The following is a 14,323-nucleotide window of genomic DNA, read 5'->3' as shown; positions in this document are numbered from 1 at the left end:
AATAATTTATAATTTAATAGGGTTAAAAAATATATTAAAAGTACTTTAAAAAGAAGGAATTTTTATGTTAATATAGAATAGATAAGTTAGTGGATTGAAGTGGTTTGAAGTGGAGCAAAATAGCATTGAGAGGTGCAGTTATGTTTTTGGGTGAGTATGAGCATGCTCTAGACAGCAAGAAGAGAATAATTATACCCTCCAAGTTTAGAGAGGAACTGGGAATAAAATTCATATTGACTAAGGGTTTGGACGGGTGCCTCTATGCTTTTCCACTGTCTGAATGGCATATACTGGAGGAAAAATTAAAGGGTCTTCCTTTTACAAATAAGAATGCAAGGGCTTTTGTAAGGTTTTTTTTCTCCGGTGCCAATGAAATGGAGCCGGACAGGCAGGGAAGGATTGTTATTCCACAGCCGCTTCTGGAATATGCAAGTATAAAGAAGGAAATAGTGAGTATAGGAGTATCGATGAGGGTTGAAATATGGAGCAGAGAAGGATGGCAGGAATATAATAATTCAAATATAGATTTTGACAATATAGCTGAGCAGTTGAGTGAACTTGGAATATAGCAGAGTTGGAGGACATATTTTATGAAATTTAGACATGTACCTGTACTTTTACAGGAAACTATAGATAGTTTAAATATTAAGGAAAATGGAACTTATGTTGATTGTACATTGGGAGGGGGAGGACATTCAAGGGAAATATTAAAAAGTTTATCTAAAGATGGAAAGCTTATAGGAATTGACGAGGACATTTCAGCAATTGATGCCGCAAAGGAGAATTTGAAGGAATTTAAGAATGTAACTTATATTCACGGTAATTTTTATTATATAAAGGAAATTCTAGATGAGCTCAAAATAGATGGTGTTGATGGAATACTTATGGATTTGGGAGTTTCTTCATATCAAATCGATAACCCAGACAGGGGATTTAGCTATATGAAAGATGCTCCGCTGGATATGAGAATGGACAGGGAAAATTCTCTTTCAGCCTATGATGTAGTAAACAAATATGACAGGGAAAGACTTTACAGGGTTTTAAGAGACTATGGAGAGGAAAAATTTGCTAACAGAATAGCGGATTCCATAGTGAGGGAGAGAAGGAAAAATAAGATAAGTACAACTTTTCAGCTTGTAGATGTAATAAAGAGAGCTGTTCCCTTGAGATTTCAAAGAAACGGCCATCCTGCAAAGAGGACTTTTCAGGGTATACGTATAGAAGTCAATAGGGAACTTGAAATATTAGACAGGGCGCTGGAAGACTGTGTGGGAAAATTAAAGCCGGGAGGAAGGATATCTGTTATAGATTTTCATTCTCTGGAGGACAGAATAGTGAAATTGAAATTCAGGAAGTTGGAAAATCCCTGTACATGTCCCCCGAGTTTTCCAGTTTGCGTATGCAACAAGAAACCTGTTGTAAAAATCATAAATAAAAAGCCGATAGTACCTAGTGAGGATGAAAAGAAGAAAAATCCAAGGAGCAAAAGTTCTAAGCTGAGAACAGCTGAAAAAATTTAGTTCTAAAGTTTAGGTGGGGTGAATAAAGTGATAGTGATGAATGAGGAAAATATGATGAACGGTAATGCTGCACTGCAACCACAGTATAAACCTTATAAAAAACATGACAAGAGAATACATAAAAATAAAAATGAAAATAAGCAGAAAAAAATAAAGAAGAAGCTTAGAGTACTTTTAAATATCTGTGTGTTTTTTGTAATTGGATTAATTCTCATATATAGGTATTCTATAATATACAATATGCAAACCGATTTGAATTCAGCAGAAAATAATGTAGACAACATTAGCAGGCAAAATGAAAATTTAACGGTAGAATTGGTAAAATACAATAATTTGAAATATATAGAGGATGATGCAGTGAATAAGCTTAAGATGGTAGTCCCCAACAAACAAAATGCAGTTTACATTGACTTGGATAAACCTGTCATAAAAACTCAGGAAGATGAAGATAGTATGAAAACACAAAAAGGTATGTTAAATAAGTTGAAGCAATTAATATGGAGGTAAATAATTTTGTACAAGAGAGAATATAGGGATAGAGTTATTATCGAGAAGAGGATGATAATTGCCTTCAGTTTCCTATTTTTGACTTTCTTTTTGCTGATATGCAGGATGCTGTATGTGATGGTATATAAATCGCCTGAGCTTAAATCCATGGCCATAGCTCAGTGGACAAGCGACGTGAAAATTGATGCAAAGAGAGGAAAAATTGTAGATAGAAATGGAAATGAACTGGCTGTAAGTGCCAATGTTTACAGAATTGATCTGGATATGAATACTTTAAAGGAAACTATGCAGGAAAAAAAGATATCTGAAGATAAACTGGCGAGTGAACTTGCAAATATTCTTTCTATGAAAAAAGAAGATGTATCCAAAATATTGAATAAGACACTTCCCGGTGGACTTCCCGTTGGTTCTGCGACTTTAAAGAGGAGGGTGGAAAAGGATGCGGCAGATAAGGTGAGAAACCTGAATTTGAACGGTATACTGATATCTTCGGATACTAAGAGATATTATCCAAATAACAATTTTCTATCCCAGGTTATGGGACATACCAATTCGGATGGAGTGGGACTTACGGGGGTTGAACTCTATTATAATAAGGAACTGGCCGGAACTCCAGGGAGCAGAGTTGCGGAACTGGACAGAAAGAGCCAGCAGTTGCCCTATACTATTTCAGAATTTACAAAACCGGTGGATGGGAAAGATGTAGTACTCACTATAGATGAAATGATTCAGCATTTTGCGGAAAAATCGGCCCAGCAGGCCCTTAATGATTATGGGGCGAAGGCGGTTTCGATAATAGTGATGAACCCCAAAAATGGAGAGATACTGGGTATGGCAAATAAACCGGATTACAACCCAAATGATCCCTGGATAGAAGGGGAGTCCTATGATGAACTTCAAAAAACCTGGAGAAACAGGGCTGTCAGCGATACTTTTGAACCGGGTTCCATATTCAAGGTGGTAACTGCACAGACAGCACTGGAAACAAATTCTGTGGGCCCGAATGACACTTTTGTGTGTAATGGGAGCATAACTATAGGCAAGAGGACCATACACTGCTGGAAGACATCGGGACACGGAGTGCAAAATTTTGAGGATATATTGAAAAATTCCTGCAATGTGGGATTTGCCGAGCTGGGGAAGAAAATAGGAAAGGAAAAGCTAAACGACTATATACACAAATTTGGTTTCGGACAAAAAACCGGCATAGATCTGCCTGGCGAGGCAAAGGGAATAGTTAAGAAAACCCAGGATATAAGCGATATAGATCTTGCAACCATTTCATTTGGCCAGGCAAATACGGTAACTGCGGTTCAATATTTGAGGGCTTTTAATGCCGTGGCAAACGGCGGCAATTTAATCACCCCGCATGTTATGAAGGAAATAAAGCATTATGATGAAAAAAGCGGCAGGGAAGTCGCAGATAAAATATATGACGTTAAGGGAAATACCACGAAGATTTTGGACTCAAGTAAAACTGCCCAGCTGAGAAAATACCTGGAAACAGTGGTTTCTAAGGGCGGCGGGAAAAATGCGTTTATAGCCGGGTACCATATAGCAGGAAAGACCGGAACGGCACAAAAAGCTGGTGTCGGCGGATATCAAGCCGGGAAGTACGTATCTTCTTTTGCGGGCATGGCACCTTCGAGTGATCCAAAAATAACGGTGCTGGTATCCATAGATGAACCGAATCCGTCCAATTACTATGCAAGCCAGACGGCTGCCCCTACGGCAAAACAGGTATTTACAGATTTGTTTAACTATCTTGCTATAAAGGGTGATGCGGTACCTGAAGATACGAGTCAGAGCGCTTCTCAGGTTGACGTCAACCAGGATGACTAAGTTTTTTCTTTACATGTAGTATTTTAAAAATTATAATATAATAGATCGGCACTTTAAACTGTGATTTAAGGCATGCAATATTGAAATTCCCTTATTGCATGCCAATACTATGTGACAATTGATAATTGTCAATTGTACATTGAAGAAAAGGGGTGTTATTTTTGGAACACATGGATTTTGATGAAATTGTAGCTGCTGTCAGGGGCAAAGTGATATTACCCGGAAAATACAGCGGATATAAGGATGTGTGTACAGATACGAGAAAACTGAAGCAGGGAGATATATTTATTGCTTTAAAGGGAGAAAGATTCGATGGAAATGACTATGCAGTCGAGGCAAGCAGGAAGGGAGCTTCTATCTGCATGGTAGATGAAGTTAAATTTAAAAGAGGCGGAATAGAAAAATATACAACTGTAGTTAAAGTAAAAGATGGTAATAGGGCCCTTTTGGATTTGGCTGAACTCTACAGGAGCAAACTTGACGTAAAGATAATAGGAGTAACGGGATCTGCAGGCAAGACTACTACCAAGGATATGATTGCGGCCGTATTGGGAGCCAAATTTAAGGTGCTTAAGACTCAGGGAAATTTTAATAACCAGATAGGCCTGCCGCATATGCTGTTTAAATTGGACGATAGTTACAAAGCCGCAGTATTGGAAATGGGTATGAATAGCAGGGGAGAAATACATAATATGGCTAAGGCCGCACGACCGGATGCTGCCGTTATAACCAATGTGTTGAGAGCACATATAGGAATTTTAGGCAGCAGGGAGAACATACTTAAGGCAAAATTGGAAATAACGGATTTCTTTTCGAAAGACAACATATTGATAATAAACTCTGATAACGATCTTCTCGGAAAACTGAAAATTGATAAATTTCCCGTGAAGAAGGTGGGAGTGGAAAAACCTGCAGATATTTCAGCTTATGACTGTGTGGTAAAGGAGGATTCCATCGGGTTCAAGGTATGTGAAAATGGCATTAGAACCGGAGAAAGCTTTAAGATCAGTTTACCGGGAAAGTACAACATATTGAATTCAATGCTGGCGATTGCCTGCGGGAGACTTTTTGGAATGACTTATGATGAAATAAGGAGAGGTTTTGATAATATAAGGACTACTTCTCTTAGAATGGAGATATTCAGGGGCAAAAAATTCAATGTTATAAATGACAGTTACAATGCAAATCCAGAATCTATGGAAGCTGCACTGGATGTTTTGAAAAATTTCAAATCAGAAAGACGTATAACCGTATTTGGAACCATGAGGGAACTTGGGGAAGCATCCCACAAAATGCATGAGGAAGTTGGAGAATATGCGGCAAATAGTAATGTAGATCTTTTTATAGCTCTGGGAGAATTTTGGGAGGACTTTAGAAAGGGTTTTGAGGCTCTGAGCAAAAAGGGAAAATTTATGTTCTTTAACAGTAAGGAGGAAGTTCTGAAATTCCTCCTGGATAAATATATTAAAAGAGGGGACACCGTTCTTGTGAAAGCTTCAAGGCTTATGAAATTTGAAGAGATAGCAGAAGAACTAAAGAAAAACAGCAGTTGTTAGGAGGTGAAAATCCTATTGATTTAGGATAAATACAAATTATGAATAAATTGATATATTCTGTTCTCATAGCATTTTTAATAGCAATTTTGGAAGGCCCAATTATGATACCTCTTCTACATAAGTTCAAATTTGGACAGAACATAAGGGAAGATGGCCCTAGAAGTCATTTGAAAAAAGCCGGTACACCGACCATGGGCGGAATAATATTTATACTGGCGACTTTTATAACTATGGCGATTTTGGTGAGAAACCCTTCAGATGAAGCAATGGTAGCATTATATGCCCTTGTTGCCTTTGGAGTGATAGGGGCCCTTGACGATATCCTGAAAATAGTTAAAAAGAGGAATTTAGGGCTTAGAGCATATCAGAAAATGATACTGCTTCTGGTAGCTTCTGGATTATTTGCCTTTTATGCTGCCAATAATCCAAGTATAGGCACATCTATAATATGGCCATTTACACATAAAATATGGAATCTTGGAAAATTCTATATTCCATTTATAATAATTTATTTTGCGGCAACTACAAATGCTGTAAATTTGACAGACGGTCTTGACGGCCTGGCTGCCTCTGTTACATTGTTGGTAATGACTTTTTTGGCCCTGGTCAGTTTTGCCACAGGACACCTTACCCTGGCTGTTTTCTGTTCGGTTCTGACTGGATCACTTTTGGGGTTTTTAAGGTACAATGTTTTTCCAGCGAGGATTTTTATGGGGGATACGGGTTCACTGGCACTTGGTGGTGCAGTAGCTGCTGTAGCCATGATATTAAAACTGCCATTGTTGGTTATAATAATTGGTGGGATATATGTGATTGAAGCATTATCTGTCATACTTCAGGTGGCTTCTTTCAAACTTACTGGCAAGAGAATTTTTAAAATGGCACCCATACATCATCATTTTGAACTTTCGGGCTGGCATGAGACCAAAGTTGTTTCTATGTTTTGCATAATTACAGTGATATTGTGTTTGGTAGGTTTTTTAGCTTTGTAATTAAAATCACAGGTAGTGTGATATCAAGAGAGTCCATAACTTTTGTCAGTTTTTTAGCAGTAATGATCTAGGAGGATTTTTATGAAAATTAGCAAGTCGAAGACTAGAATGGGTTCTATAGACTTCGTGTTGTTTTCAACTATAATGTTATTGGTTGCTATTGGCGTGGTAATGGTCTATAGTGCAAGTTCATACAAGGCATTTTTTGATAAAAGTACGCATGACAGCATGTTTTTTTTGAAAAGGCAGGGATTATGGGCTGTAATAGGGACATTTTTTATGTTCCTGACTATAAAAATTGACTATAAAAAAATAAAGAGATATACAAAACTGCTTATGGTGATATCCATAGTATGTCTGCTCTCGGTATTTGCCTTTGAATCCACAAATGGTGCACAGAGGTGGGTGAAAATAGGCTCATTTGGATTTCAGCCTTCTGAAATAGCTAAATACGTTGTCGTGTTTTACATGGCTAAGAGCATAGAGGCAAAAGGCGGGAGAAAAATAGGAACTCTGCTTTACGGGGTCATACCTTATCTCCTGGTTTCAGGATTTTATGCAGGTCTGGTGTTTGCAGAGAAAAACTTAAGTATAGCTGCCGTAATAATGATAGTTACAATGATAGTACTGTATGTTTCAGGGGCTAAAATCAAACATATGGTTGGCGTAGTGGGTCTAGTGGCTCTTGCGGGAATTGCCGGAATAATATTTGAACCCTATAGAATGGCCAGATTTACGAGCTTCATAAATCCCTGGGCGGATCCAAAGGGCAGTGGATACCAGCTTATTCAATCCCTTTTGGCAATGGGTTCAGGTGGTATATGGGGTGTGGGACTTGGAAGATCAAGGCAGAAATGTTATTACATACCGGAACCTCATAACGACTTTATATTTTCCATTATAGGAGAAGAGTTGGGACTCATAGGATGTACAATTATCATCGCACTTTTTGTAGTACTTGTATGGAGAGGAATTGTGATTGCCGTGAAGGCAAGGGATACCTACGGTACACTTCTAGCTACGGGGATAACCTCTGTTATTGCAGTACAGGCAATAATAAACATAGCAGTTGTAACTGGATCCATGCCGGTAACGGGTGTGCCGCTTCCATTTATAAGTTATGGAGGATCTTCACTTGTGATAAATATGATAGCAATGGGTGTGCTCTTGAACATATCCAGACAAAATGAATATACGTAAAATATAGCATTACAGCATTGTAATGCTATATTTTACGTAAAAATACTTTAATGCTTTTTTTATATACCTTTTAATATTCCTGTAAGAAAAAATATATAAAAAATTAATGATTATTTTAATGAAATTAATTTTATTAAGTGTTAATATATATATATCTTATAGTATTTTACATTTAAATTTTAAAGTGAGTTGGTAGGGGATGAGTGATTTTACGTTAAATACAGATACAGACAACGAAATGATTATAAAAAGACGGAGAAAAAGAAGAGTAAAAAAAGCTTTGATTTTTATGTTATTTCTAATAGCATTATTTTTTATCCTCTGTTTAAAACTTCCCTATTTTAATATTCAACATATTGAAGTACACGGCAATAAAAATGTCGTAAGCAGTGATATTGTGAACAGATCCCAGATATATGCCGGAAATAATATATTTTATATTAATTTAAAAAGTGCAAAAGACAGGATACTGAGCAATCCGTATATAAAGGATGTAGTAATAAATAGAAAGCTTCCTGCTACTATTGATATAAACGTTGAAGAAAGAGACGCGGTATTCTATTGTAAAAATGGGGAAAAGTACTATATTATAGATGGAAATGGTATTTTACTTCAAAAAATAGACAGCATAAACAACATGCAGTTGGCTGGATTAAATGGAATTGATTATACTAAAACAGATATAGGCAAAACCATCAGTGCCCAGAAAGACAAGAGAAAATTAAAAGCTGTGTCTTCCTTGGGAAACATAATTGTGAATAATAATCTGCCCTTCCCGATTACTTACGTGGATGTGAGCGATTTGCTGGATATAAAAGTGTATTTTAATAATATGTGTGTCAAATTGGGAAGCGGAGAAAATATAGAAAAGAAAATGAACAGGGCACTTAACATATTGCTTCAGGAGAAATTGAACGGTGCCAAGGGATACATAGATGTAAGGTTTGATGGCAATCCTGTATATAAAGTAGGAGGATAAGATAAAATGCGCAAATTTGGGTCACAGATTAGTGTTGCTTTAGTATGCTGTATACTTGGATTTATGCTTACCTATCAGTTCAAGGCATTGACAAAGCAGGACAATACTGTAAATCTGGGAAGCCAGAATAATACAGATGTTACGGTGACTATAGAACAATATAAAAAGGAAAAAAATGCCCTGGAGGCAAAGGTGAATGATCTTCAAAACAAAGTAAAGAATTACGAGGATGCAGCGGCAAGCAAGAGTGATTCTACTAAAAACCTTGTACAACAGTTAAAAAATACAAGAATACTTACAGGAGAAGTGGATGTAAATGGGCCGGGAATAATTGTATATCTCACTCCTAACAACAAGGACCTGTTTGGAGAGAGCAGCAGTGTCGACAACCACATAACTGACAAGGATCTGGTGTATTTGGTGAACGAACTTAGATTTGCAGGAGCTGAAGCTATATCCATAAATGACATAAGGATTGTTTCCAGAACAGGTATTAGGACTGCAGGAAACTATATACTTATAAACGACAACAAGATATCGCCCTCCAGCAGAATAGTCATACAAGCTATTGGAGATAAAAATTTATTGTACAGTGATATGAGTTTCCCGGAAGTATTTGCAGATATAAAAAATTTATGTGATGTTAAATTTCAAAAATCAGATAATATAACTATAAAGAAATATAATAAGGCATATAAATTTGAATATGCTAAGCCTGTAAAGGAATAAGTTGTTAAAGGTGTGATAAAATTATGATAGCGTTTATTGGTCTTATATTGGGAATAATTATTGGAGTGGCATGCAATGTAAATATTCCAGATAAATTTTCACCTTACATGTCGGTGGCGATCTTAGCCTGCTTGGATTCAGTTTTTGGGGCTATAAAAGCTAATCTTTCGAAAAATTTTCAAACTGATATTTTTATATCCGGTTTTTTTGGAAATGCACTTCTTGCTGCAGGACTCGCATATCTTGGAGACAAATTGGGAGTGCCTATATATTTGGCTGCAGTTATAGTTTTTGGAGGAAGAATATTTGACAACTTTGCAATTATAAGGAGATTGCTGCTAAAGAAATACAAACCCAAACCACATTGATGAGGTGAATTAAATGAAGAGCAATGAAGCCAATATTTTTGTTTTTATAGCTTCTGTGATTATAGGCATACTGATATCCATGAATATAAGTTTTACCAAGGGAAGTACTAACAAGAGGGTTATTTTGAGTGCAAAGCAGTATCAAGATGCATATAATTATAAAAATCGACTTCAAAGTCAAATATCGGATTTGTCGGAACAGTACAGTGAAAACTATGACAAATTGAAAAAATATGAGGACAATGAACAAAATAAAACCCAGGTTGTATCGGAGATAAATCAGGAATTGAACAAGAACAATATAGAACTTGGCAAAGTTGCCGTGGAGGGTCAGGGAATAAAAATATTTTTAAACGATGCGGCCATGGAAGATGGCCTGGATGCGTTTCAGTACCAGATGAGGCTTGTACATAATACTGATGTGATACAGGTGATAAATGACTTGAAAAATGCAGGGGCGGAAGCTATTTCCATAAATGGACACAGAATGGTGGATGTTTCTGAAGTCTACTGCAGCGGGCCTTTTTTAAGAGTAAATGGAGTAAAAATTGCCTCCCCATTTTCCATTTATGCTATAGGTAACAAAGATGTACTTTACAATTATATGATGTCGAATGAAAATTATTTGAAAATATTGATGACCAGGAAGATAGTAGTGAAGGTGACTAAGGAAAAAAGCATAACAATACCAGCCTATAATGGAGATTATAAAGTAGAATTTATGAAAGACAAGGAATAAATTATTTACAATTTATTCCATATATTACACTGTATTTATTAAATTCCAAAAAAATAATTAATTTTTGAAGGAATTTTAGTTTTTGTGAAGAATAATAGATATTGTATACATGTGTTTAACAATGAAGGAGACGGTATTATTGTCAATTGAAGAAAATTTAAATAATGTAGAAGCAGATTTAAAGGAAAGGAAAATTACTTTAGTAGCCGTTTCGAAGACTAAACCGGTAGAAGATATACAGACTGCATATAATGTAGGAGTTAGGGATTTTGGAGAGAATAAAGTCCAGGAGTTTATGAAAAAGCAGCCGCTTCTTCCAGATGATATAAGGTGGCATTTAATAGGACATCTCCAGCGAAATAAAGTAAAATATATAGTAGGTAAGGTTTATCTCATTCACTCTTTGGATAGTATAAGGCTTCTAAATGAGCTTGAAAGACGTTATAGTGCGAAAAAACTGACTGCCAATACGCTAATTCAAATAAATATAGGTCGTGAAGAGAGTAAAACCGGTATATATGTTGATGATCTTGAAAGATTGATAGGGGCCTGTGAAAAGTGTACTAGTGTAAAGGTGAAAGGACTTATGGCCGTTATTCCAAAGGGGGATGAGGAGAGCTGCAGACATTATTTTAAGGAAATGAAGTCTATTTTTGAAGATCTCAAGAAGAGAGAATTTAAGAATATAAGTATGGATATACTGTCTATGGGAATGACTCATGATTATAAAATCGCAATTGAAGAAGGTTCTACTTTAGTTAGGGTTGGCGAAGGCATATTTGGAAAGAGAAATTATAACAAATAGGAGGTATTTTTATGGCTGGTAAAATGATAAACAAAATGATGGGATTTTTAGGCCTTGAAGATGATTTGGATGAAGATGAAGAATTGGATGAAACAGAAGAACAGGAGGATGAGAGAGATGCTGGTACCGGCAGCAGCTATAATAGGTCGGAACCTATTATGAATTCAAAAAGACAGAATAAGGTTGTAAGCATACATACCACTGTTTCTGCTAAAGTCAGGATAGTTAAACCAACTACTTACGAAGAAGCGGCGGATATATGCGATGAGTTGAAGAACAGGAAGATCATAGTCATAAATACTACGGGACTTGAGACTAGAACAGCCCAGAGGCTTCTTGATTTTATGGGCGGGGCAAGTTATGCTCTGGGTGGAGATCTGGAGGAAGTAGAAAAGGGAGTATATATACTTTCACCTTCAAGTGTAGAAGTGAGCAGCGATTTAAAAAATGAATTGTCTGGAAAAGGAATATTTGACTGGAAATAGACGATAATAAAAATATGTAATAAAATAATTATTTTGGAGGCAGAAATGATAAGCAGTACCTTAGCTGTAGCATTGGCTCTTTTGTTTAGATTTCTAGAGGCAGCTATTATATTGGATGTGATTTTGTCCTGGGTTATGCCTGGAAGGGGAAATGCTTTTACAGATCTCCTGCATGTATTTACTGAACCTTTTATGAGACCTGGCAGGATGATTCAGCAAAAAATTATGCCGGGGCTTGCCTTGGATTTTTCTCCTATAATAGCTTTTTTTATAATAGATATAATAAGAGGAGTTGTGTTTTCTATAATTTAAGGACATGTAGATACTGGACGAAGGAAAAAATGATGAAAAAAGATAATTTTGTAGATAAGTTTAATTTTTGCAGTAAGGATTGTGTACTGCTGATTTACGATAAGATAGTACGGGCGGAACGAAGTCATAAAGTTGTTTATACAAGTGAGTTCTATACTCCAAATATATGGAAGACCCTGGAGAATCTAAGTGGGGAAATTGGAGTGAATATTTATAGCTGCGGTATATTTCATGATGCTGAGAGAAAAGTGCTGGCTTTTTCGGAAGATCCCGTAAAGTGCTCTTATCCTGTAAAGCTGTTGGAATTGAGATGCAGGTCAAAATTTGTGAAGTTAAGGCACAGTGATTATCTGGGAAGTCTTATGTCCCTTGGAATCAAAAGGGAGAAATTTGGAGATTTGATACTGCAGAGAGATGACCTGTGCTATGCAGCTGTCTGTGAAGATATAAGCGATTATGTAAAACTGAACATGGATAGTGTGGGAAAATGCCCCTGTAAAGTGAGTGAAATTGATATTAATACAGGTGAAATTCCCAATTACAGCTTTGAAACCTATATTTTAAATGTTTCTTCTTTTAGATTGGATTGTATGGTGAGTTCGCTTTGCAATTTGTCCAGGCGCAAATCAGAAGATATGATCAGGCAGGGTAAAGTTTTACTTGACTATTTACCTGTAGAGAGAAAGGATAAACTGGCAGGGGATCATTGTACGATAACAGTAAGAGGTTATGGAAAATTCAAGGTCGCAGGGAAAACAGGACTTACTGGATCTGGTAGGTACAAGCTCCTTGTAAAAAAATTTAGTTGATTTGAGGTGCTAAATATGCAGATGAACGCTGTTGAAATAACAGATAAGGAATTTAAGAAAAACCTTAGAGGGTATAATATAGATGAAGTAGATGAATTTTTGGATAAGATAGCGGAAGATTACGAATCACTGCAGAAGGAAAATTCCTCTTTGAAGGAAAAACTTCAATCTATGGAGGATAAGATAAATCACTACAATAAAATGGAAAAGACTATACAAAATACCCTTTTATTAGCTCAGAATGCTTCTGAACAGGCCAAAGAAAATGCTAAAAAAGAAAGTGAGTTTATACTTAAAAATGCCAATAATACAGCCCAAAAAATAATAGACAAGGCTCAGAGTGATGTCATTCAGATTAATGATGAATTTGAAAGGGCAAAACAGGAATTTGGAAAATTCAGATCGAGATTCAGAAATTTTATGAAAGCCCAGTTGGAAATGTTCGACGATATGGAAAAGGATTTTGTAAAAAATTACAACATAGGTTATGAAGTGAATGAAAATACTTTAAATGATACTTCTAAAGACTCTTCTTCGAAGAAGGATATTCCTGTGAAGGAAAAAGAAATAGAAGAGGAAGTTTCTCCAAAGGCAGAAAAAGAAGAAACTGAAAAAGATGACAGTGATGATACTTTGACGGAAGAGAATGATCTAGATGAAATTAAGAATTTTTTTGTTAAGGAGTAGAAAAGACCACTCTAAAGTATAGAGTGGTCTTTTACATCAGATGATTATAAATACAGGAGGCAATAAATTATGATTATTGGAATTATTGGAGCTATGGATGAAGAGGTAAAAATACTTTTATCTCAGTTAAAATTAAATAAAATCCAGGTAAAAGCTAATATGAGATTTAATTTTGGGCAGCTTTACAATACTGAAGTTGTAATAGTAAAAAGTGGAATAGGTAAAGTGAATGCGGCTGTTTGTGCTCAAATCCTCATAGATGATTTTAATGTGGATGATATAATCAATGTGGGAGTGGCAGGAGGTACGGCAGAAGATATATACCCCGGCGACGTGGTTATAGCCGACAGTCTGGTGCAGCATGACGTAGACACTTCTGCCTTTGGAGATGAAGTGGGCCAGATACCTAGAATGGATACATATGATTTTAAATGTGACAGAAACCTTGTGGAGAAAGCACAGCAGGCCTGCAGGAAAATAGACGGTATAAAAAGTTTTATAGGAAGAATTGTCACAGGGGATCAGTTTATCTGCAGTACCGAGAAGATAAGGTATCTAAATAGTAAATTCAATGCACTTGCCTGTGAAATGGAAGGTGGAAGTATTGCACAGGTAGCTTATTTAAACAATATACCTTTTGTGATAATAAGATCCATATCGGATAATGCCAATAATGGAGCTAGTATGGATTATAAAAAATTTACACCTATTGCCATAAGAAATTCTACTGAAATATTGAAAAATATGATTATGAATTTATCCTGATACTAAAATATATTGGTTTCAATGCCGG

At 36.2% G+C, this 14,323-nt stretch carries 17 protein-coding genes; all 17 read left to right on the top strand.

The annotated features are described in order from the left end of the window. Window positions 1-140: 140 nt before the first annotated feature. The gene (mraZ, locus tag AB8S09_RS01505; protein ID WP_294181393.1) at window positions 141-569 is read left to right on the top strand and encodes a division/cell wall cluster transcriptional repressor MraZ; all 429 of its coding nucleotides are present in this window, start codon (window positions 141-143) and stop codon (window positions 567-569) included. Window positions 570-590: 21 nt separating this feature from the next. Continuing rightward, window positions 591-1,520 carry a 16S rRNA (cytosine(1402)-N(4))-methyltransferase RsmH gene (rsmH, locus tag AB8S09_RS01500; protein ID WP_294181390.1) on the top strand — a complete coding sequence of 310 codons (930 nt, stop codon included), beginning with the start codon at window positions 591-593 and terminating at the stop codon, window positions 1,518-1,520. Between the two features lie 36 nt (window positions 1,521-1,556). Beyond that, complete coding sequence (locus AB8S09_RS01495; RefSeq protein ID WP_294181598.1) at window positions 1,557-2,027, top strand: cell division protein FtsL; 471 nt, start codon at window positions 1,557-1,559, stop codon at window positions 2,025-2,027. A 6-nt stretch (window positions 2,028-2,033) separates the two neighbouring features. Beyond that, a complete protein-coding gene (locus AB8S09_RS01490) occupies window positions 2,034-3,869 on the top strand; it encodes a stage V sporulation protein D (protein WP_369868350.1) in 1,836 nt (611 codons plus the stop codon). 161 nt (window positions 3,870-4,030) lie between these two features. Beyond that, entirely contained in the window at window positions 4,031-5,425 is a 1,395-nt protein-coding gene (locus AB8S09_RS01485; protein ID WP_294181378.1) for a UDP-N-acetylmuramoyl-tripeptide--D-alanyl-D-alanine ligase, read from the top strand. 38 nt (window positions 5,426-5,463) lie between these two features. Beyond that, entirely contained in the window at window positions 5,464-6,417 is a 954-nt protein-coding gene (mraY, locus tag AB8S09_RS01480; RefSeq protein WP_294181376.1) for a phospho-N-acetylmuramoyl-pentapeptide-transferase, read from the top strand. 87 nt (window positions 6,418-6,504) lie between these two features. Beyond that, the gene (gene spoVE, locus AB8S09_RS01475; RefSeq protein ID WP_294181595.1) at window positions 6,505-7,617 is read left to right on the top strand and encodes a stage V sporulation protein E; all 1,113 of its coding nucleotides are present in this window, start codon (window positions 6,505-6,507) and stop codon (window positions 7,615-7,617) included. A 199-nt stretch (window positions 7,618-7,816) separates the two neighbouring features. Then, window positions 7,817-8,596, top strand: coding sequence for a cell division protein FtsQ/DivIB (locus tag AB8S09_RS01470; protein WP_294181374.1), 780 nt, complete (start codon window positions 7,817-7,819; stop codon window positions 8,594-8,596). A gap of 6 nt (window positions 8,597-8,602) precedes the next feature. Then, complete coding sequence (locus tag AB8S09_RS01465) at window positions 8,603-9,325, top strand: DUF881 domain-containing protein (protein ID WP_294181372.1); 723 nt, start codon at window positions 8,603-8,605, stop codon at window positions 9,323-9,325. Between the two features lie 23 nt (window positions 9,326-9,348). Next, window positions 9,349-9,693 carry a small basic family protein gene (locus tag AB8S09_RS01460; protein ID WP_294181370.1) on the top strand — a complete coding sequence of 115 codons (345 nt, stop codon included), beginning with the start codon at window positions 9,349-9,351 and terminating at the stop codon, window positions 9,691-9,693. A 13-nt stretch (window positions 9,694-9,706) separates the two neighbouring features. Then, window positions 9,707-10,432 carry a DUF881 domain-containing protein gene (locus tag AB8S09_RS01455; protein ID WP_294181368.1) on the top strand — a complete coding sequence of 242 codons (726 nt, stop codon included), beginning with the start codon at window positions 9,707-9,709 and terminating at the stop codon, window positions 10,430-10,432. A gap of 139 nt (window positions 10,433-10,571) precedes the next feature. Then, on the top strand, window positions 10,572-11,237 hold the full coding sequence (locus tag AB8S09_RS01450) for a YggS family pyridoxal phosphate-dependent enzyme (protein ID WP_294181366.1): 666 nt from the start codon (window positions 10,572-10,574) through the stop codon (window positions 11,235-11,237). A gap of 11 nt (window positions 11,238-11,248) precedes the next feature. Next, window positions 11,249-11,722 (top strand): cell division protein SepF, encoded by a 474-nt coding sequence (locus tag AB8S09_RS01445; protein WP_294181359.1) that lies wholly within the window; start codon window positions 11,249-11,251, stop codon window positions 11,720-11,722. A 45-nt stretch (window positions 11,723-11,767) separates the two neighbouring features. Further along, the gene (locus tag AB8S09_RS01440; RefSeq protein ID WP_294181357.1) at window positions 11,768-12,034 is read left to right on the top strand and encodes a YggT family protein; all 267 of its coding nucleotides are present in this window, start codon (window positions 11,768-11,770) and stop codon (window positions 12,032-12,034) included. Between the two features lie 29 nt (window positions 12,035-12,063). Continuing rightward, window positions 12,064-12,843: a YlmH family RNA-binding protein gene (locus AB8S09_RS01435; protein WP_369868349.1), complete on the top strand. Its 780-nt coding sequence runs from the start codon at window positions 12,064-12,066 to the stop codon at window positions 12,841-12,843. A gap of 15 nt (window positions 12,844-12,858) precedes the next feature. Then, a complete protein-coding gene (locus AB8S09_RS01430) occupies window positions 12,859-13,530 on the top strand; it encodes a DivIVA domain-containing protein (RefSeq protein ID WP_294181354.1) in 672 nt (223 codons plus the stop codon). Between the two features lie 69 nt (window positions 13,531-13,599). Then, the gene (locus tag AB8S09_RS01425) at window positions 13,600-14,295 is read left to right on the top strand and encodes a 5'-methylthioadenosine/adenosylhomocysteine nucleosidase (RefSeq protein WP_294181351.1); all 696 of its coding nucleotides are present in this window, start codon (window positions 13,600-13,602) and stop codon (window positions 14,293-14,295) included. Window positions 14,296-14,323 lie beyond the last annotated feature (28 nt).

Origin of the sequence: Clostridium lapidicellarium, assembly GCF_041224415.1 — a bacterium.
In the GTDB taxonomy this organism is placed as follows: Bacteria; Bacillota; Clostridia; order Clostridiales; family Clostridiaceae; genus Clostridium_B; species Clostridium_B lapidicellarium.
This window is presented reverse-complemented; position numbering and strand designations above follow the sequence as displayed.